Source organism: Flavobacterium davisii (assembly GCF_019565505.1).
GTDB classification, from domain to species: Bacteria; Bacteroidota; Bacteroidia; order Flavobacteriales; family Flavobacteriaceae; genus Flavobacterium; species Flavobacterium davisii.
Genome location: NZ_CP067378.1, coordinates 1,070,327 through 1,091,124, shown reverse-complemented (window position 1 = coordinate 1,091,124; position 20,798 = coordinate 1,070,327). Strand labels below are relative to the sequence as shown.

The 20,798-nt window shown below is 32.3% G+C and carries 15 protein-coding genes and 3 pseudogenes; 8 read left to right on the top strand and 10 right to left on the bottom strand.

The genetic code is table 11. The annotated features are described in order from the left end of the window. Window positions 1-1,353: a sensor histidine kinase gene (locus JJC05_RS05375; protein ID WP_235878493.1), complete on the bottom strand. Its 1,353-nt coding sequence runs from the start codon at window positions 1,351-1,353 to the stop codon at window positions 1-3. 122 nt (window positions 1,354-1,475) lie between these two features. On the opposite strand from JJC05_RS05375, the pseudogene JJC05_RS16730 reads away from it, so the two are divergent. After that, a pseudogene (locus tag JJC05_RS16730) lies at window positions 1,476-3,428 on the top strand (TonB-dependent receptor domain-containing protein); the annotation flags it as partial. 194 nt (window positions 3,429-3,622) lie between these two features. Here JJC05_RS16730 and groL read toward each other — a convergent pair. From groL to miaB, 9 genes are all read right to left on the bottom strand, one after another. After that, a complete protein-coding gene (gene groL, locus JJC05_RS05370; RefSeq protein ID WP_235878492.1) occupies window positions 3,623-5,254 on the bottom strand; it encodes a chaperonin GroEL in 1,632 nt (543 codons plus the stop codon). Window positions 5,255-5,408: 154 nt separating this feature from the next. After that, window positions 5,409-5,711 carry a four helix bundle protein gene (locus tag JJC05_RS05365; protein ID WP_374226352.1) on the bottom strand — a complete coding sequence of 101 codons (303 nt, stop codon included), beginning with the start codon at window positions 5,709-5,711 and terminating at the stop codon, window positions 5,409-5,411. 84 nt (window positions 5,712-5,795) lie between these two features. Continuing rightward, complete coding sequence (locus JJC05_RS05360) at window positions 5,796-6,071, bottom strand: co-chaperone GroES (protein WP_088392486.1); 276 nt, start codon at window positions 6,069-6,071, stop codon at window positions 5,796-5,798. Between the two features lie 140 nt (window positions 6,072-6,211). Beyond that, window positions 6,212-6,574 carry a preprotein translocase subunit SecG gene (gene secG, locus JJC05_RS05355; protein ID WP_105196146.1) on the bottom strand — a complete coding sequence of 121 codons (363 nt, stop codon included), beginning with the start codon at window positions 6,572-6,574 and terminating at the stop codon, window positions 6,212-6,214. A 3-nt stretch (window positions 6,575-6,577) separates the two neighbouring features. Next, window positions 6,578-7,813, bottom strand: a complete 1,236-nt coding sequence (locus tag JJC05_RS05350; RefSeq protein ID WP_235878491.1) for a tetratricopeptide repeat protein — start codon at window positions 7,811-7,813, stop codon at window positions 6,578-6,580. Between the two features lie 3 nt (window positions 7,814-7,816). Next, window positions 7,817-8,320 (bottom strand): LPS assembly lipoprotein LptE, encoded by a 504-nt coding sequence (gene lptE / locus JJC05_RS05345; RefSeq protein WP_105196147.1) that lies wholly within the window; start codon window positions 8,318-8,320, stop codon window positions 7,817-7,819. 239 nt (window positions 8,321-8,559) lie between these two features. Further along, window positions 8,560-9,819, bottom strand: coding sequence for a sigma-54 interaction domain-containing protein (locus JJC05_RS05340; protein ID WP_105196148.1), 1,260 nt, complete (start codon window positions 9,817-9,819; stop codon window positions 8,560-8,562). A 29-nt stretch (window positions 9,820-9,848) separates the two neighbouring features. Further along, window positions 9,849-10,220: a GxxExxY protein gene (locus tag JJC05_RS05335; protein ID WP_235878490.1), complete on the bottom strand. Its 372-nt coding sequence runs from the start codon at window positions 10,218-10,220 to the stop codon at window positions 9,849-9,851. A 42-nt stretch (window positions 10,221-10,262) separates the two neighbouring features. Then, window positions 10,263-11,711, bottom strand: coding sequence for a tRNA (N6-isopentenyl adenosine(37)-C2)-methylthiotransferase MiaB (gene miaB, locus JJC05_RS05330; protein ID WP_235878488.1), 1,449 nt, complete (start codon window positions 11,709-11,711; stop codon window positions 10,263-10,265). A gap of 249 nt (window positions 11,712-11,960) precedes the next feature. Here miaB and topA point away from each other — a divergent pair. From topA to porN, 7 genes and pseudogenes are all read left to right on the top strand, one after another. Further along, window positions 11,961-14,463, top strand: a pseudogene (topA, locus tag JJC05_RS05325) (type I DNA topoisomerase). Further along, the gene (locus JJC05_RS05320; protein ID WP_235878485.1) at window positions 14,463-15,608 is read left to right on the top strand and encodes a formimidoylglutamase; all 1,146 of its coding nucleotides are present in this window, start codon (window positions 14,463-14,465) and stop codon (window positions 15,606-15,608) included. The pseudogene topA and the gene JJC05_RS05320 overlap by 1 nt, the downstream one beginning before the upstream one ends. Window positions 15,609-15,713: 105 nt before the next feature. Then, entirely contained in the window at window positions 15,714-17,090 is a 1,377-nt protein-coding gene (gene porK / locus JJC05_RS05315; protein WP_105196153.1) for a T9SS ring complex lipoprotein PorK/GldK, read from the top strand. Window positions 17,091-17,166: 76 nt separating this feature from the next. Then, on the top strand, window positions 17,167-17,802 hold the full coding sequence (gene porL, locus JJC05_RS05310) for a type IX secretion system motor protein PorL/GldL (protein ID WP_088392506.1): 636 nt from the start codon (window positions 17,167-17,169) through the stop codon (window positions 17,800-17,802). A gap of 50 nt (window positions 17,803-17,852) precedes the next feature. Continuing rightward, entirely contained in the window at window positions 17,853-18,680 is an 828-nt protein-coding gene (gene porM / locus JJC05_RS17995) for a type IX secretion system motor protein PorM/GldM (RefSeq protein WP_309597422.1), read from the top strand. A gap of 17 nt (window positions 18,681-18,697) precedes the next feature. Continuing rightward, window positions 18,698-19,380, top strand: a pseudogene (gene porM, locus JJC05_RS17990) (type IX secretion system motor protein PorM/GldM). Between the two features lie 48 nt (window positions 19,381-19,428). Continuing rightward, on the top strand, window positions 19,429-20,424 hold the full coding sequence (porN, locus tag JJC05_RS05300) for a type IX secretion system ring subunit PorN/GldN (RefSeq protein WP_105196155.1): 996 nt from the start codon (window positions 19,429-19,431) through the stop codon (window positions 20,422-20,424). Window positions 20,425-20,798: the final 374 nt, after the last annotated feature.

Genomic DNA, 20,798 nt, shown 5'->3' with positions numbered 1-20,798 from the left:
TTATGTACAAGGAATAGCGATTGTAAATGAAGCTCCTCTCCCTAATTCGCTTACAACGTTTATTGTGCCTTTATGAGCCTTTATGATTTGATCTACATAATATAAGCCTAAACCAAGACCTTTTGTGTTATGCAGGTTACCTTGTTCTACTCTATAGAACTTTTCAAATAATAGCAATTGTTTATCCTTAGCAATTCCAATTCCGTCATCTGTAATACTTATGTTGAAAATTCCATTTTTAAGAGAGGTTGTTATTGTTATGTTTTTGCAACCATATTTTACTGCATTTTCTAAGACATTGTTTAGGGCTGTAGTTAGATGGAATTTATCTAAAAACAGCGTGGTTTCTTTTGTATTTATATTTGAATTAATAATGATATTCGGATAGGTAAGATGGAAATCAGAAATAATAGTTTGTACAAAAGAATTTATTTTTAAGTTCTCTTTCTGAAGCTCAATTTCTTCATATCCTAACGAATTGGATAACACTTGATCAATGAGGTTTTGTAAACGAACATTTTGACGATTGATTGTTTGCAAAAGAGAATTCAAAATTTCTTTGTTTTCCTGTATCTCTTTTCGTTCTAACATTTTCGTGGAAACAGATAATGTAGTTAAGGGTGTTTTTAATTCGTGTGTGATATTGTTGATAAAGTCGGTTTTAACATCACTTACTTTTTTTTGTTTGATTAGAGCTTTTAGAGTAATGACAAACAATGAGATTAAAATGACGATACAAAGTATTGAAAATACTAAGATGGTAGCCATCCTTCTTAGGATTATAAACTCCCAATTTTTTACCGAAACAAATAAAGTGTATTCAGAAAGTAGCTTGTGATTATAGTTGCCATTAGTTGTTGCAACATAGTTACGCACAGGGAAAGCATCTTTTAGTGAAGTAAGATTTCCAAATGAGATGTTTTGAATACTTGCTTCTTTAGAAAATATTGTGTCAGTTTTTTGATTAGACTTAAGAACAATACATTTATTAGAAATGACAGCAAATTGAATTTTGTTTTTGGGAAATTCAAGGTTAATTTTTTTCTCTAATAAAGCGGTTAATAAACTACGTTGTGGATTAGCTAAGAATTTTTCTTTAAAGTGATATTTGAAGTTTTTGTTACTGATGTAGTTTTTTAAAAGAGTTGAGTTATGCGACTCACTGTTTTGTACTAGACTTGAATCTATGTCAGTAAAGTCGTTTGTAATTTTAGAAATTTTTTCTTTGACTTCCATATGAAATTGTTCCACTTTGTATTCATAGGAAGTTTTAACCAAATAGTATTGCATTGCAATTAAGACAATTAATATTATGGATGAAAAAACAATTAAAAGGTTAATTTTTTGCTTCATAGGTCTCAAAACATTTTCAAAAATAAACTAAATAATCTGATTTTTCGATTTTAACCTTGCATTAACGCTCCATTAACTCTCATAGAAAAATATTGAATCAATTTTGTGACAAATTTAAAACTATGAGTAAGAATTTGTTTTTTGTTATAGCATTGTTCCTATCATTTCAACCTCTTTTTAGTCAAGAAGAGACGAAAAAATTGGAAGAAATTAAAATAGTGAAAGAAAAAATAGCCATTGAAAATAAAAATGGCAATATCAAAATTGATGTTGCTAATTCTATTTTTAATGCCGTGCCTAATTCTATCGATTTATTAGCAAAGCTTCCTAAAATTCAAGTAAGTTCAAATAAAGAGTCAATTACAGTTGTTGGAAAAGGAAGTCCACTTATCTATATCGATAATCAAAGGGCAGAAATAAATGATTTGAACTCATTATCTGTAGAAGATATAAAAACAGTCGAAATTATAGAAAATCCTTCTTCAAAATATGAAGCAAATGGTAGGGTTGTAATTTTGATCGCTAGAAGAATTAGTAAAAGAGACGGTTTTAAAATTAATGTGACTGAAAATGCTTCGTTTCAAAGAAGATTTAATAATTATTTCGGAATTAATTCAGGAATTAAGAAGGGTAGGTTTGAATGCAAAATCAATTTTAATTACAATCAATTAAAAGTTTGGGAAAAAAATGGAAATGATTTTACTATTCCAGATTATGATATAAAATCAAAGTATTGGGTCACCGCAATTACAAATAGACCTCAATTTATTTATGGTGGAGGTTTTTTTTATAAGATTAATGAAGATGATTACTTTTCAATGAATGTGAGCAGAAGAAGCCAAAAAGATAATTTTGATATCGTTACAGATACGTATAATCAGCAGGGTTTGGATGTAAATTCAATCAATACTATAAATGTTAATAATGAAGATAGAAATTTTGCAAATGGGTTTTTAAACTACAATCATAAAATCAAGAGTATTAATGGTAAATTGTTTTTTGGTTGTCAGTATTCAAATTTTGCTCAAGAAATTAAAAGTTTGATTTCAAACAACTATAATCAAACTCAATTTGAGTTAACACAAAATAGAAATCAAAATGTAGCTATAGAAGTATATTCTACTCGTTTTGATTTTGAAAAAGAGTTTAAAAATAAAATGAAATTAGAATTAGGAGGATTATATCTGAAAGCAAATCCTAGAACCCTATCTAGAATAGAAAATTTGAACACTAGTTCGGTTTCAGGAACAGACTATAATTATAAAGAAGCTAATATGGCTTTTTATTCTAATTTGTCAGGGGAATATAAAAAGATCAATTATTCTTTTGGCATAAGAATGGAAAATACTAATGCTAAAGGAAAAAATGCATCAGAAAAAGATTTGTTAATTGATAAAAACTACACTAATTTTTTTCCAAAACTTGATGTTCAATTCGCTATTGATAGTACAAACACTGTTAGTTTTAATTATGCTAAAAGTATTACAAGACCTAATTTCTCTTTAGCAAGTCAATTATCAACTTATATAAATCCATATCTTGTTTGGAATAATAATATAAATATAGATCCAACAATTACGGATGCGTTAACTCTTGGTTATCAGTTCAAAGATAAAACTCTGAAAATGAGTTATAATTTTATAAAAAATCCTGTCTATTTTGCTGTTGATTATAATAAAAATCAAAATTTGCTTAGATTTCAGACCGAAAATTTTCAAAAAGAATCAGGGTTTAATCTTGAACTTGTACTACCTTTTGAATATAAAAAATGGTCTTCAACCACTATTCTAAGCGGAATTCTTAACAAAGTTGAAGATGCCCTTTCAGTTGTAAATGAATCTAAACCTTATTTGTATTTTTATACGAATCATATTTTTAAACTTCCAAAAGAAGTTGAAATGTCATTGACAAGTTGGGGAATGACATCAAGAAAGGAAGGTGTTTTCGATAGAAATGGGTTGGTTACTTTCGATTTGGCTATTTCTAAAACTTTTTTCAAGCAATTTGATTGTACCCTAAGTTATAATGATATTTTTAGAAAAGTTACTTATAATGAAAACTTAACTATTAATAATATTACATCAAAAGGGGTTTATTATACAGATTCTAATTTATTTTCTATAGCAATAAAATATTCTTTTGGAAAAATTAAAAAGAAGAGTTTAAAGGGAAGGAGATTGACGAAAACGCGAGAAGAATTAAATAATATGATTTTTAAACAAACAAAGCCACTCGAAAGAGCGGCTTTGTGTTTTGTCTATAAAAATGATTACATCATTCCGGGCATACCACCACCCATTGGCATTCCACCAGCTGGAGCTTCTTCCTTAATATCGATTAAAGCGCACTCAGTAGTTAAAATCATTCCAGAAACCGATGCTGCGTTTTCTAACGCTACACGAGTTACTTTTTTAGGGTCAATGATACCCGCTTCTAACATATCTACATACTCATCTGTTTTAGCGTTGTAACCAAAGTTTTCTTTACCTTCAGCAACTTTAGCAACAATTACAGAACCTTCTAAACCAGCATTCTCAACGATAGTACGTAAAGGCGCTTCGATAGCACGAGCTACGATTTGGATACCTGTAGCTTCGTCTGCATTTTCAGCTTTAATGTCAGCTAAAGCAGCTTTTGCTCTTAATAAAGCAACACCACCACCAGCAACGATACCTTCTTCTACGGCAGCACGAGTTGCATGTAAAGCATCATCTACACGGTCTTTTTTCTCTTTCATTTCCACTTCAGAAGCAGCGCCTACGTACAATACAGCAACACCACCTGCTAATTTAGCCAAACGCTCTTGTAACTTTTCACGGTCATAGTCAGAAGTAGTCGATTCCATTTGTGCTTTAATTTGGTTCACACGATTTTTAATCATTTCGTTGTCACCAGCACCGTTTACAATCGTTGTATTGTCTTTATCGATAGACACTTTTTCAGCTGTACCTAACATTTCCAAGGTAGCGTTTTCTAAAGTGTAACCACTTTCTTCAGAAATTACCGTACCACCTGTTAAGATAGCAATATCTTCTAACATCGCTTTTCTACGGTCACCAAAACCCGGTGCTTTTACCGCTGCGATTTTTAAAGCACCACGTAATTTGTTTACTACCAATGTTGATAACGCTTCACCATCTACATCTTCAGCAATGATTAATAATGGTTTTGAAGATTGCGCTACGGGTTCAAGAATGGGTAATAATTCTTTTAAAGAAGATACTTTTTTGTCGTATAATAAAATGTAAGGTCTTTCTAATTCTACCTCCATTTTTTCAGTATTGGTAACGAAGTAAGGAGATAAATACCCTCTGTCAAATTGCATACCTTCTACTACATCCACGTAAGTATCTGTACCTTTTGCTTCTTCAACTGTGATAACCCCTTCTTTACCTACTTTACCAAAAGCAGTAGCAATTAAATCACCAATTACTTCATCGTTATTAGCCGAAATAGAAGCCACTTGTTTGATTTTATCTGTAGAAGAACCTACTTCTTTAGCTTGTTTTCCTAAGTCGGTAACAATAGCCTCAACCGCTTTGTCAATACCACGTTTTAAATCCATTGGATTCGCACCCGCAGCTACGTTTTTCAAACCTTCTTTAACGATAGCTTGTGCTAAAACAGTAGCCGTTGTAGTTCCGTCACCTGCTAAATCATTGGTTTTAGAAGCTACCTCTTTTACCATTTGCGCTCCCATGTTTTCTAAAGTGTCTTTTAATTCCACTTCTTTAGCCACAGAAACACCATCTTTAGTCACGTGAGGCGCACCAAACGATTTAGAAATGATTACATTACGACCTTTAGGGCCTAAAGTTACTTTTACTGCATTTGCTAATGCATCAACACCACGCTTTAAACCGTCGCGTGCTTCAATATCGAATTTTATATCTTTTGCCATTTTTTATTTGTTTTAGTTATAAGCCATAAGCTTTATGCTTATTTTACTGTGATTGTGATTAATTTTATTTGTTTTAGTTATAAGCTATAAGCCATAAGCTTTATGCTTATTTTACTGTGATTGTGATTAATTTTATTTGCTTAGAGCCTAGAGCCTAAAGTGTATCACTTAAAGCTCTTTTTAAATTGTAAATTTTACTTTTAATATGATTGATTTGTTTGTCCAATTCATTAAAGTTATCTAATGAGATATAACCCAAATCTTTCGATAGTATAAGCTGATATTCTGTTTCGCAAGCAGAACCTAAAGCAATATTAAGGAATTGATTGAATTCCTTATCTGAGTTTCTTCCACTACCTTCTGCAATATTGGTTGGTATTGAAGAACTAGATCTTCTTATTTGACTTGACAAGCCGTATAATTCTTCTTTTGGAAAAGTCGAAGTTACCTTATAAATTTTTAGAGTAAAACTATGACTCAGTTACCAAACATCGTATTTTTTGAAATCTCTCATTTGCTTAAGGCTTAAGGCTTAAAGCTGTTAGATAATTGCAAGTATATCTTCCTCGCGCATGATTAAATAATCTTTGCTTTCAAATTTTAGATCAGTTCCAGCATATTTGCCGTAAAGAACCGTATCGCCAACTTGTACCGTCATAGGTTGGTCTTTTTTTCCGTTTCCTACAGCTACCACAATTCCTTTTTGAGGTTTTTCTTTAGCTGTATCAGGGATGATGATGCCAGAAGCTGTTTGTGTTTCTGCGGCAGCTGGCTCCACAATAACGCGGTCTGAAAGTGGTTTAATGTTTAATGCCATAATTATTTTTGGGTTTTTAATTGTTATTAAATTCTGGAGCTATTTTTGCAGAAATTATGCCAAGCTGTAAAAGCTGTCAAAATTGGTTAAAATAAAAATGCCAGCGCTGACAGGCTGGCATTTTAAAAAAGTATTGAAAATTATTTTTTTTCTTCTGTAGCAGGTTTAGTAGGAGTAGCTGGAGTTGCAGCTTTACTATCAGTACTTGATGCTGCTGGGATTGCAACTGGAGTAGCTGATTCATCAATTAGCTTAGAACCAGTGTCACTATTAGTACCATTAAAACTTAAGTTAGATAATAAGATAAGTACTAATAAGGCTCCAGCTAAATACCAAGTTGATTTGTCTAAAAAATCTGTTGTTTTTTGAACACCACCCATCATTTGCGAACTTCCAAAAGTTGAAGATAATCCTCCTCCCTTAGGATTTTGTACCATAATTACCACCACTAATAAAAAACAAACTATAGTGATTAATACTAAGAAAATTGTAAATGTACTCATTGTTTATCTATTGTTATTTTGTTGTAAATCTTTTATATCTAAAATTCTGTCTGCAAATAAACTACTTTTTTCTGGATATTTCAAAATTAAAATTTCATAAGCTTGTATAGCTTTTGTGTATTTTTTTTGTTCTAAATAGATTTTTGCTAAAGTTTCAGTCATTAAATAAGGACTATCGCTTTTTTTAGCTATATAACTTGGAACAGCAATATTGTCTTTTGGAGGTGAGATTTTAGGGTTATTATGAATGAATTTATCAATTAAATCCATTTTAGAATTAGAATTGTCCTCTTTTTTTTCTGTTGCATTAGAATTGTCATTTGTTACGAAAGAGTTGTTAGATATTATAATTTGATTATCTTGATCTTTTTCTTTTGAAACCAATTCTTGATTTTCTATAAAGGGAATGTTTTCAGGTCTTTCAATTGGGTTGGTTTTAGATAAAAGCAGCCATTCTTGAAATGAAAGCGTCTTATTATCATCTAATATGATAATAGGTTCAATTAGATTGTTTTCTTCTATTATTTCTTGTTTTTGATCTGAATCTATAGTATCCTCTAACCAAGATACTCTTTCTCTAATGGAAGGAGTAATAGAAGAAGGCGTTTCAATCTTGTTAGAATTGTATTGATCCAACTCCAATTTAGTTTCATTGTGCTGATTGGATTCTGAGATAGAAGATAAAATAGATTTTTCCAATGGGTTTTCTAATGAAATAGATTCTTCTGTAGTCTTGTTATCGTTTGTTTCCTCTATTATTTCATTAGCAATCATAATTGAATTTAATACAGATTGTTCTAATTTCTCTTCATCGGAAACAGTATTTTGTGTTTCAAGTTCTAGATTTGTATAATCATCTGCTGTTGAAAAATCAGGCGCTAATTGAATGTCTTCTTTTATAGAGGGCTCCTCTGTTTCAAGAGCTGGTTTTGCTATCTTTTCAGGTATTGTAGTTTCTTCCTCGTATGATAAGGCATTTTCTGTAAGATGTAGTTCTTGTGCAAAATTTTTATTAGTTATAAAATCAAATAGTACGGTTCTGTCAGTAGTATGAGCAGCTGTAAGTTTTAAAGCCGTATTGTATTTAAAATTATTTTGGATGTGTAACCCTTTTAAATATAAGCTTCTTGCACTTTGAAAATAGGGGTATTCTTTAAGTACAGATTCTAACTCACTACATTGTGTATGAGTGATTGTGTTAGGATTGTTTAATAAAGAGGTAAGTTCTATTGTGTTCATAAACTACCATTTAGCTAAGGTTTCGTTAAACATATCTTGTGTGATTCTTTCAAATATTTCGTCTAAGGCTGTTTGTAATTTGCCTCCTGTTAATTGTTCTGCTGCCGGATAATCATAAAAAAAAGAAAATCGTTTTTCAAAATTTTCTTCTGATTTGTTTTTGTTTGAAAAGCGGAGATTAATAGTAATCAAAAGTCTATTTTGTGCCGCTGTTAGATTAGCGGTAGCGGTCATTGGGCTAATACGATAATCAACTATTTCTCCTTCATATATTAAGTCACCATTTGTATTGGTTAGATTTAAATTGGTTTGGTTTTGAATTAAATCCTGTAGTCGTAGAGTAAATTTTCTTTCTATTCCCGGTTCAATAAGTTCTGAAACATTTTGAAAAGTGTTTACTTGAAACGTTTTAGCATCTATTTTACCTGTGCCTGTAAAATTATAGAGGCCACAAGAAGAGAGTATTAGTAAGGAAAAAAGTGAAAGTATATGTTTAAATGGTTTCATATATTTAGAATTGATTCTTATAACATTAACAGATGGTTTGCTTTGCTTGTTTGACTTGGTTTATATATGTTGATTAATCATTCATATTTATTAGACTTAATGTTAATTTGTTTAGATGTTAAATGAATAGATTTATATTACACAAAGAGTCCGTTTATAGCCATTTTACCATTTTGATAATGAATATCTATTTTCAAAAATAGAGTTTTTGTTTTAACGATTTAGCTAAAATTCGAAATTTATAAATCAAATTGTTTGATTTTTCGATACAGTGTTCTTTCTGATATACCCAATTCGTCAGCTGCTGCTTTTCTTTTTCCTTTATTTCGTTCTAGTGCTTTTTTAATTAATTCTATTTCTTTTTGATCTAAGCGTAATGAGTCTTCTTCCTCTTCAATAGTGTCTGCAAAAATATAGTTAGAATCGTCGTCATCGTCAAATTCTTCTTGTATATGCGGTGTGTTAGGAATCTTTTGAAGTCTTGTTTCTTCTTCAAAGTATGAATTGGTTTCTTCTTTTTGACCATATATACGTTGAATCAGATTTTTATTGGCTTCTTGTACTTTCGAACTTCCATTTTGCATCAGTTCTAAAGTTAATTTTTTAAGATCATTTAAGTCCGCTTTCATGTCAAAAAGAATTTTGTACAAAATTTCTCTTTCAGATGAAAAATCACTGTCAGATTTTTGACCTACAACTTGAGGTAAGTTATTTCCTTCACTAGGAATGTAAGATATTAGGGTGCTAGCTGAAATATCTCGATTGGCTTCTAGAACGGATATTTGTTCTGCCACGTTTCGTAATTGACGAATATTACCGCCCCATCTGTATTTTAGTAAATATTGTACAGCATTCTCCTCTAACTTGATAGGAGGCATTTTGTATTTTTGAGCAAAATCAGAAGCAAATTTCCTAAACAATAAATGAATATCTTCTTTTCGTTCGCGTAAAGCAGGTAAGCTTATTTCAACGGTGCTTAATCTATAATAGAGATCTTCTCTGAATTTACTTTTAGAAATAGCTTCTTGCATATTAACATTGGTGGCCGCTACAATTCTTACATTGGTTTTTTGAACTTGAGAGGATCCTACTTTAATAAATTCGCCATTTTCTAAAACACGTAACAATCGAACCTGAGTTGTAAGAGGAAGTTCTCCTACTTCATCGAGGAAAATAGTTCCGCCATCAGCTACCTCAAAATAGCCTTCACGTGTATTGGTAGCACCGGTAAATGCTCCTTTTTCATGGCCAAATAATTCAGAATCTATGGTGCCTTCGGGAATAGCACCGCAGTTTACAGCAATATATTTTCCATGTTTTCGGTGAGATAGAGCATGTATGATTTTAGGAATACTTTCTTTACCCACACCGCTTTCCCCTGTAACCAATACCGAAATATCCGTGGGTGCCACTTGAATGGCTTTTTCAAGTGCACGGTTAAGTTTCGGGTCGTTACCGATGATTTCGAATCGTTGTTTTATATTTTGAACGTTTTCCATAATTTAATAGCCACAAATTCACACAAATTTTAAAGTATTAATCTCTTGTGAACAAGTGATTTGTTTTGAAAATTTGCGATAATACCAAGTTGTGTTTCGGCAAGTTTCATATAATTGAGAGTCTGTGCAATATGTTCGTTATTAATTTCTTTTGCGGATTTAATTTCTAAAATTATTTCATCAAAAACTATGAAATCTGCATAAAATTTATGAGGCAAAATGATTCCTTTGTAATCAATTGTGAATTCTTTTTCTCTTTCAAAGGGAATATTATTTTCTCTAAATTCAATTTCTAAAGCATCTTTATATACAATTTCTAAAAGGCTCGGTCCTAAAATTCTATGAACTTCCATGCAAATGCCAATTATCTTGTAGTTTTCTTCTTGCTTGTAGAACTCCATAATTTGTGTGAATTTGTGAAATTTGTGGCTTTTAGCTATTAGCTACTGCATAATTTCTGAATATCCCACGGCTTCACCTATAAGTGTAGCTGCGGTACAATCGGTTACTTTTACTAAAACGAAATCACCGGGTTTGTAAATTTCTTTAGGAAATACAACCACGGTGTTTTGTGAGTTTCTTCCGCTCCAATGTTGGTTAGAGCGCTTAGAGTCTTTTTCAACTAAAACTTCTACCGTTTGTCCAATGAATCGTTGTGTGCGTTGTAGCCCTAATTTTTGTTGTAAATCGATGATTTCATTCAAACGACGTTTTTTAACCTCTTCAGGAACATCATCCTCCATTTTACGAGCCGCTAAAGTTCCGTGTCTTTCAGAATAAGCAAACATGAATCCGAAGTCATATTTACAATGCTCCATCAAACTTAATGTGTCTTGGTGGTCTTCCTCCGTTTCAGTAGGGAAACCTGAAATCATATCCTGCGATAATGAAATTTCTGGAATGATTTCGTAAATTTTATCAACTAAAGTTAAATATTCTTCACGTGTATGTTGTCGATTCATTTCTTGTAATATACGTGTGCTGCCCGATTGAACTGGTAAGTGAATGTATTTACAAATGTTATGGTGTTTTGCCATGGTTTCAATCACTTCAATATGCATGTCTTGCGGGTTTGAAGTCGAGAAACGGAAACGCATTTTTGGATATTGCGTTGCACACATATCTAATAACTGTGCAAAGTCAACTGCTGTTGCTTTTTGTATTTCGCTGGCTTTAACGAAGTCTTTTTTCAATCCGCCTCCGTACCATAAATAACTATCAACATTCTGGCCTAATAAAGTAACTTCTTTGTATCCTTTATTCCATAAATCTTGAATTTCTTCAATAATACTTTGTGGTTCACGACTGCGCTCACGACCACGAGTAAAAGGAACCACACAAAAAGTACACATATTATCACATCCTCTTGTAATAGATACAAAAGCGTTTACTCCATTACTGTTTAAACGAACAGGTTGAATATCGCCGTAAGTTTCTTCTTTTGATAATATAACATTAATTGCATCGCGACCTTCTTCTACTTCACTTAATAAGTTAGGAATGTCTTTATAAGCATCAGGTCCTACAACAAGATCTACGATTTTTTCTTCTTCTAAGAATTTTTCCTTTAAACGTTCCGCCATACAACCCAAAACACCTACTTTCATAGTAGGATTGATTTTTTTTATAGCATTATATTGTTCCAAACGTTTACGAACGGTTTGTTCTGCCTTGTCTCGTATAGAGCAAGTATTTACTAATACTAAATCAGCTTCTTCTAGATTTTGTGTAGTGTTATAACCTTGTTCTGTTAGAATGGAGGCTACAATTTCACTATCTGAAAAGTTCATTTGACATCCATAACTTTCTATGAACATCTTTTTTTTGTTTTTCTGATTTTGTTCTAAAATCAGGCTTGTTCCTTGTTTGTTTTCGTCAATTACCTTTTCCATAAAAATGCCATTCGTATTTTTGAGTCAGCAAAGATAATACTAAATTTTGTATTCTGACAAGATGTCATATTTGTTTAACTAAAAGTTTCTTCGATAATTTTTGATAAAATGTATTTTTTACAGATTCGGATGGCTCTGATAATTAGTTGCCTTATAGATGTTGTAAAAAATGTTTGTACAATATATAATTACATAAAAATTGGATTTCAAAAAAAACTTCTACTTTTGCCGAAGAAATAAACGTTACAAATGGCAAAGAATTTAGTAATCGTAGAGTCGCCCGCAAAGGCGAAAACTATAGAGAAGTTTTTAGGAAAAGATTTTCAGGTAGAATCAAGTTTTGGACATATTGCTGATTTACCATCTAAAGAAATGGGAGTAGATGTAGAGAATAGGTTCAAGCCTAAATATGAAGTTTCTTCTGATAAAAAAACTTTAGTAAAAAAACTAAAAGATTTGTCTAAAACCGCTGAAATGGTCTGGTTAGCATCCGATGAAGACCGCGAGGGAGAGGCTATAGCGTGGCACTTGGCGGAAGAATTAAAATTAGATAAAACAAAGACTAAACGAATTGTTTTTCATGAAATTACTAAAACAGCAATTCAGAAAGCAATTGAAAATCCGCGTGGGATTAATTATAATCTAGTAAATGCACAGCAAGCTCGTCGTGTGTTAGATCGTTTAGTAGGATATGAATTATCTCCGGTGCTTTGGAAAAAAGTAAAAAGTGGACTTTCTGCTGGTCGTGTACAGTCGGTTTCTGTGCGTTTGATAGTAGAACGGGAACGAGAAATACAAAATTTTAAGACAGAGGCTTCTTATAGTATTACAGCAGAGTTCGTTAATGAAGCTGGAAAAACTTTTAAAGCAAAAGTGTCTAAGAATTTTAGTTCTAAAGATGAAGCGCAAAAATTTTTACAACAAAATATTGGTTCGCATTACAAAGTTGCTGATTTAGAAACTAAACCAACAAAAAAATCACCAGCCGCTCCTTTTACAACATCTACTTTGCAACAAGAAGCAGCCCGTAAATTATATATGCCAGTAGGTATAACGATGCAGGTAGCACAACGTTTGTATGAAGCGGGGTTGATTACTTATATGAGAACCGATAGTGTAAATCTTTCTCAAGAAGCAATGGGTGCCGCACAAGCAGAAATTTCTAATTACTACGGAAAAGAATTTAGTCAGCCACGTCATTATGCAACTAAATCCAAAGGAGCGCAAGAAGCCCACGAAGCAATTCGACCTACTGATATGTCACGCCATACAGTACAGTTAGATAGAGACCAATCTCGTTTGTACGATTTAATATGGAAACGTACTATTGCCTCTCAAATGAGCGATGCGCAATTAGAACGTACTAATGTGAAAATTGAAGCTAGTAATCATAAAGAAATTTTTGGAGCAACAGGAGAAGTTATTAAGTTTGAAGGGTTTCTAAAAGTATACTTAGAAGGAAATGATGACGAAGATGAAAAGGAAGAAGGGATGTTGCCAGCTCTTAAAATAAATGAAAATTTAAAAAATAATTATATAACAGCTACAGAACGTTTTTCAAGACCAGCTGCTCGTTATACAGAAGCTTCCTTAGTGAAAAAATTAGAAGAACTGGGGATCGGACGTCCCTCTACGTATGCGCCGACTATTTCAACAATTATAAATAGGAATTATGTTGAAAAAGGTAATTTTGAAGGAGCTGAAAGAAAATATAGTCAACTCATTTTAAGAAATAATGAAGTAAAATCAGAAATCTTAATTGAAAATGTGGGTTCTGATAAAGGAAAATTAGTACCAACGGATATTGGAACAATCGTAAATGATTTTTTAGTAAAAAATTTTGAAACCATTCTAGATTACAATTTTACAGCAAAAGTAGAACAAGATTTTGATGAAATAGCAGTAGGGAATAAAGAATGGGAAAATATGATGGATGATTTTTATAAACATTTTCATCCGAATGTTCAAAATGTAGAAAAAAATGCTGAACGCGAAAGCGGAGAAAGAATCCTAGGAATAGATCCTAAAACAGGTAAACAAGTTTCAGTTCGTTTAGGGAAATTTGGTCCCATGGTGCAAATAGGAAACGCAGATGATGAAGAAAAACAATTTGCTAGTTTACGAGCAGAACAAAACATAGGAACTGTTACTTTAGAAGAAGCATTAAATCTTTTTTTACTGCCAAAGATGTTAGGAGAGTATAATGAAGAAGAAGTGGAAGTGAATAATGGAAGGTTTGGGCCTTATGTAAGATTTGGAAAAACTTTTATATCATTACCAAAAGGAGAAGATCCTTTGGATGTGACCTTAGAAAGAGCCAAACAATTAATAGATGAAAAAAACAAAGCAGATGCACCTATAGGACAATACCAAGGAATGGATGTCCAAAAAGGAGTAGGACGTTTTGGACCATTTATTAAATGGAATGGCATATTTATTAATGTTAATAAAAAATATAATTTTGATCAATTATCTAATTCTGATATCATAGAATTAATAGAAGATAAATTAAAAAAGAAAGTGAAAAATTAATCCACAATTGGGAGTCCGAAGGAATTCGAGTTGAAAAAGCCAGATGGGGACGTTCTGTTATTCTGAAAGGGAAGATTAAAATTGAGTTAAGTAAAGATATTGATGCTTCACAATTAACATTAGAAAAAGTACAGGAAATGATTCAAGAAAAAGCACCTGTAAAAAGACACCCGCTAAAAAAGCAACACCTAAAAAAACAACTGTCAAAAAAAGTAAATAATGGTGTTTGATTTTTTAAAACCTTTAGATGTAGATTTGTTAATTGATCTTTACGGCTTTTCTGAAGCTACTTTAGGCAGGAAAATACAGTTTAATACAGCTGAAGAATTTCCAGACCTAAGAGAAGTGTCAATAGCTATTGTTGGAGTATTAGAAGAAAGAGGGAATGAAAAGGAAAACAGAAATCTTGATTTGTCCTCAATAAGAAAATCTTTGTATGCGTTATATCCCGGTAATTGGAATGCTAATATCGTTGATTTAGGCGATATCGTAGGAGGGGAAACACTAGAGGATACTTATTTTGTTCTGAGAGAAGTAGTAGAACAACTAGTAAAGAATAATATTATTCCAATAGTTATAGGAGGATCACAAGACTTAACGTATGCTATGTATCGTGGTTATGATCGTTTAGAACAAATGGTTAATGTTGTTACAATTGATAGTCAATTTGATTTTGCTAGAGATAACGGATTCCTAGCGGGTTCTTATTTAACTAAAATGATAGTTGATGAACCTAATAATTTATTTAATTATAGTAATATTGGGTATCAAACATATTTTAACTCACAAGAAGAAATCGATTTAATACAAAAATTATATTTTGATGCTTACAGGTTAGGAGAAGTAGCGCATGATCCCACCATTACAGAGCCTGTTTTGAGAGATGCCGATTTAGTTTCCATAGATATGAACTCTGTTATGTCTTCCAATTCAGGAAATTTTAAAGATTTTATGCCTAATGGCTTTTCAGGAAAAGAAATTTGTGCTTTTTCAAGATATGCAGGAATTAGTGATAAGGTAAGCTCTTTTGGCGTCTTTAATCATGGATATACAAATTCTGAATCCGTTTTGATAGCGCAAGTGATATGGTACTTTATAGAAGGCTATCATTACCGTTCTAATGAATATCCTTTTGGAACAAAAAGTAATTTTATCAAATACATAGTGCCTTTAGAAGAAGAACTTGTTTTTTATAAGAGTGATAAAACAGGTCGTTGGTGGATAGAAATACCTTTTTTGTCAAATTCTTACAATAAACTTAAAAAAAATACGTTACTACCTTGTACCTATGATGATTATTTAGATGCTTGTGAAGGAGTCGTTCCAGAAAGATGGTGGAAAGCACAACGTAAAAATTTATTGTAGAATTTTTTTTTGTAAGTTTTTTAACGTTTTTTTGGTAATTAGGAAATAAATAAATAGGTTTACATTCTTAAAGTAGAAGTGAATACATACATAACCCAAATTTATATGAAGAAGTTCATTTTATCAGCAGTACTTGTTATGTTTTTATACAGCTGCGGTTCAAAAGACAATGGCCAGCTTGTTGGTGTCAAGGGGAAAGCTTGGCATCCTGAAAAACCTTATGGGATGACATTGGTTCCGGGGGGTTCTTTTATCATGGGTAAATCAGATGATGATTTAGCTAACATTCAAGACGCGCCAACAAAAACAGTAACGGTACGTTCATTTTATATGGATGAAACGGAGATATCAAATAGTGAGTATCGCCAATTCGTGCATTGGGTGAGAGATTCTATTGTTAGAACTAAGTTGGCAATAGCGGCTGATGAGTTAGGTCAAAAAAATGATGGAAAGAAATCATCAAAAGGTGGTAGCATAGCAGATTATGCGTTCCTAGATGCTGATACAACTAAAATGTCAGTTTACGACAAGTATATGTATGATAATTACAATAGTATTGGTACAGGAGATGATCCATATTCAGGAAGAAAATTAAATAAAAAAATTCCAATCAAGTGGAAAACAAGCGAGTATCCTGATGCGTATTATACAGAAGTAATGGATTCTATGTACATTCCTGCAGCAGAAGCTTACAATGGTTTAAGAACATTGCGTTCTGAAAATTTAAAATTTAAATACACTTGGATGGATATCCAAGCAGCTGCCAAAGCGAAAGTGGGTAAGCGTAAAGAGTTTATTAAGCAAGAAGAAGTAACTATTTATCCAGATACAACAGTATGGATTAAAGATTTTGCTTACTCTTATAATGAACCTATGCATAATGATTATTTTTGGCATCAAGCTTATGGTGATTATCCAGTAGTAGGTGTTTCATGGAAACAAGCAAAGGCATTTTGTGCATGGAGAACTTTATATCATAATGGGGCAAGAAAAAGATCGCATAAGGACAATGTAAGTTCTTATCGTTTGCCAACAGAAGCAGAGTGGGAATATGCAGCACGTGGAGGTCTAGAATCAGGTACTTACCCTTGGGGAGGTCCTTATGCTAAAAATGATAGAGGTTGTTATTTAGCTAATTTTAAACCTTCTAGAGGAGACTATGCAGCTGATCAGGCACTATATACCGTTGAGGTAGATGCTTATGAACCTAATGATTATGGATTGTATAATATGGCAGGTAACGTAGCAGAGTGGACAGATTCATCTTACGATCCTACAGCCTATGAATTCTTATCAACAATGAATCCAAATGTTTCTGAACAAAAAAATATGCGTAAAGTAACACGTGGAGGTTCTTGGAAAGATGTAGCATACTTTTTACAAGTTAGTACTCGTGATTTTGAATACGCAGATTCAGCTAGAAGTTATATAGGTTTCCGTACTATCCAAGATTATATGGGAACAGAATCAACAGGAAAATAATCAAAATTAAAGATTTTTAAATTCTATTTTTTTATATACCAAACATAAATTATTAACTTAACTAAAATTTATTATTATGGCAATTTTATCACCTAAAGTAATGAACTTCGCATACGGGTTTGGTGCGGCAGTAGTAATCGTTGGAGCTTTATTTAAATTAATGCACTGGCCAGGAGCAAGTGCTATGCTTATTGCTGGTTTAGGAACAGAAGCTTTAATTTTCGGTTTATCTGCATTTGAAACACCTGCTCAAGAGTTGGATTGGACTTTAGTTTATCCTGAATTAGCAGGAGGGCAGCCAACTGCTAAAAAAGCAAGAAAAGAAGAGCCAGTTGAAGCACAAGGAGTACTGTCTCAAAAATTAGACGCTATGTTGAAGGAAGCCAAAATTGATGGTGAATTAATGGCTAGTTTAGGAAATAGTATCAAAAATTTTGAAGGAGCAGCTAAAAATATGGCACCGACTGTAGATGCTATTGCAGGACAAAAGAAATATGCAGACGAAATGTTAGCAGCAGCCAATAATATGGCATCTTTAAATAACTTGTACAAATCTCAATTAGAAAGTGCTTCACGTAATGCAGAAGCAAATCAAGAAATTGCAGAAAACGCAGCCAAATTAAAAGAACAAATGCAATCTATGACAACAAATATCGCTACACTAAACAGCGTATATGGTGGTATGTTGTCTGCTATGAGTAATAGAGGATAATCTTCTTGTCTTTTTATATAATTATTTAATAACTAAAAAATTTTAAAAGAATGGCAGGAGGTAATTTAAGTCCTAGACAGAAGATGGTGAACCTTATGTATTTGGTTTTCGTCGCTATGTTGGCAATGAATATGTCAAAAGAGGTTCTTTCAGCATTTGGTTTAATGAACGAAAGGTTTGAAGGGTCTAATCAATCAGCAAAATCTACTAATCAGCAAATGTTAGCTTCTTTAGATCAAAAAGCAGCTGAAGCTAAAGGAGAATTTGCAATGGCAGCAGCAACAGCACATAAAGTAGAAGCTGCTTCAAATAAGTTTTATTCATTCATAGATGGTATAAAGGCAGATCTTACAAAAGATGTTGAACTAGAAAATGGTAAATTACCTTATGAGTCTATGGATAAAGGTGATAAACTAGATGAATCATGGTTTCAAGGAGAAAACTACACCGCTAAAGGTAAATCAGTTATTGATGCTATTGAAACATATAGATCAGATTTAAAAAGTGCATTAGGTTCTGAGAAAAAATATGCACATATATTAAACGAAGTTTTAAGTAAATTTGATACTAAGGATGTAGTAAAAACAGACGGGTCAAAAGATAAGTTTTTAAATTATCATTTTAAAGGCTTTCCATCAATCGCATCTTTAGCTAAGTTGTCAGCTTGGCAAAACGATGCTAAAAAAGCGGAATCAGATGTAATTAGTGCGGCTTTAGGTAAAGCTGCTGTACAAGCGGCTTCTTATAGCAACTACCAAGCAATTGTAGTATTAGAAAAGAACGCGTATTTCCAAGGAGAGCAAGTAAAAGGAAAGGTTGTATTAGGTCGTTATGATGAAAATACAAAGCCAACCTCTTTTCAAGGACCGGGCGTTTAGAAAATGGACAAGCTGTTATTTCAACCACTGCAGGTGGAGTAGGAGAGCAAAATATCAATGGACAATTTACATTCTTAGAAGATGGTAAGACAATTCCGTTGAAATTTGCTGGAACTTATGTAGTAGTACCTCGTCCAAATTCAGCTACTATTTCTGCAGATAAGATGAATGTGGTATATCGTGGTGTACCCAATCCAATTTCAATTTCTTTTGCAGGTGTAGCTGACAACAATGTAAACGCATCGGCTCCGTGTATGACCAAAACAGGAAATGGTAAATATATTTTAAAACCAGGTCCCGGTACATCATTAATGATTAATGTAAACGCTAAATTACCAGATGGTAAAGTTGTTTCCGATAAGAAAGAATTCCGTATAAAAGGATTACCAGCCCCTACAGGAAAGGTTCGTGGGGAAATTTCAGCAAAAGGTTCTAAATCTAACCTAGAAGTGTGTACTGTAACTGCAGAAATGGAAGATTTTGATTTTCCAGTAGATGTACGCGTTACACAATTTAATGTTAAAGTTCCCGGTCAACCAACAATAGTAGTTACAGGTAACAAAATGGATGCTAGAGCAAAGGTGCTATTCAAAAAGCACAAAGAGGTGATGTAGTTGTGATTTCTGAAATAAAAGCATCTTTTTCAGGAATAGAACAAGTTGCTAAACGTGTATCATCTTGTACTTATGAAGTACAATAATAATTCCATAAATTTCGTTTAATTTTTAAACGCCTCAAATATAAAAGTATGAATTGGAGAAATTTAGTATTAACACTTTTTGTTAGTGGAAGTATATCAACTTTCGCTCAATCAAATTTGTTGAATGCAAAAAAACCTCAAGAAATTGGTTTGAAATCTGCAGCTCAACAAACTAAGGATAATGACAAACCTTTAGACTATGGTTATGTAGACGACAGAGATATCTTGATGTCCAAAAAAGTATGGGAAATAATTGACTTAGATGAGCGTATTAACTTTTCTTTGTATTATCCGATTGATACAATAAGTATAGGTTCTGATCGTCGATCACTTTATGATGTTTTAGTAAAAGGAATAAAATCAGGTAAAATTACCGAAGTGTATGGTGATAGCTATTTTAGAGAGAAGAAGACATTAAAGGATATTGCGGCTTCACTTACTAAAATTGACACTACTGATGCAGGTCGTGAAGAGATGAACTCAGATATCAATGCTTATAGAAGTAGAACAGTAGAAGTTCCAGTGTATGAAGGTACAGGGAAGAAACGTAAAAAAGTAGGTGTTGAAACGAAAGTGATTCCTGCTTCAAAATTCATTTCTCCTGAGTATATCAATAAAACAGATCTAGCTTCTATTGATGTTTCTGATTATAAAATAGTAGGATTATGGTATTTTGATAAAAGACAATCGGATCTGCGTTACCGAATCTTAGGAATTTGTCCAGTTATACCAGATGTTTATACCATGGGTAAATCAGAAGAAGAAAAGGATTATATCGATTTATTTTGGATTTTTTATCCAAATGCAAGAGAAATACTGCATGAAGCTAAAGCTTTTAATGAAAAAAATACTTCTATGCCTATATCTTTTGATCGTATATTAAATTCTAGAAGATTTAACTCAGTTATTTATAAAGAAGAAAATATTTATAATGACCGTGATATATCTAAATACATGAAAGATAACTCTTTAATGCAACTAATAGAAGCACAAAGAGTAAGAGATAAGATCCGTGATTTTGAACAAGATATGTGGACTTATTAATATAAATCTCTCCAATTACATAAGAAAGACTCCTGCTTTTATAGTAGGAGTCTTTCTTATTTATTTTGACAAATCTTGATAGTAAATGTGAATTTTCTAAATTTATTTTATTACATGAAGTTTAGGATATATTAAACCTTGATTAGCATTAGACTTTGTTGTGAAACGTAAATTTTAATAAAATTAAGTGCTCACGGAAAAATTTTAGAAGAAGAAATAAGAAACTATTTTGAGATTGAAACGGGATTACATGCTTGAATTGGAAGAAAAATAAAGTAAATAGTTTGGTTTTATCAATTCACTTCGTTTAAGTCTAATACAGAATTTAAGTTAAACAACAATAGAATGATGTGTTGAAAATCGAATTAAAATAA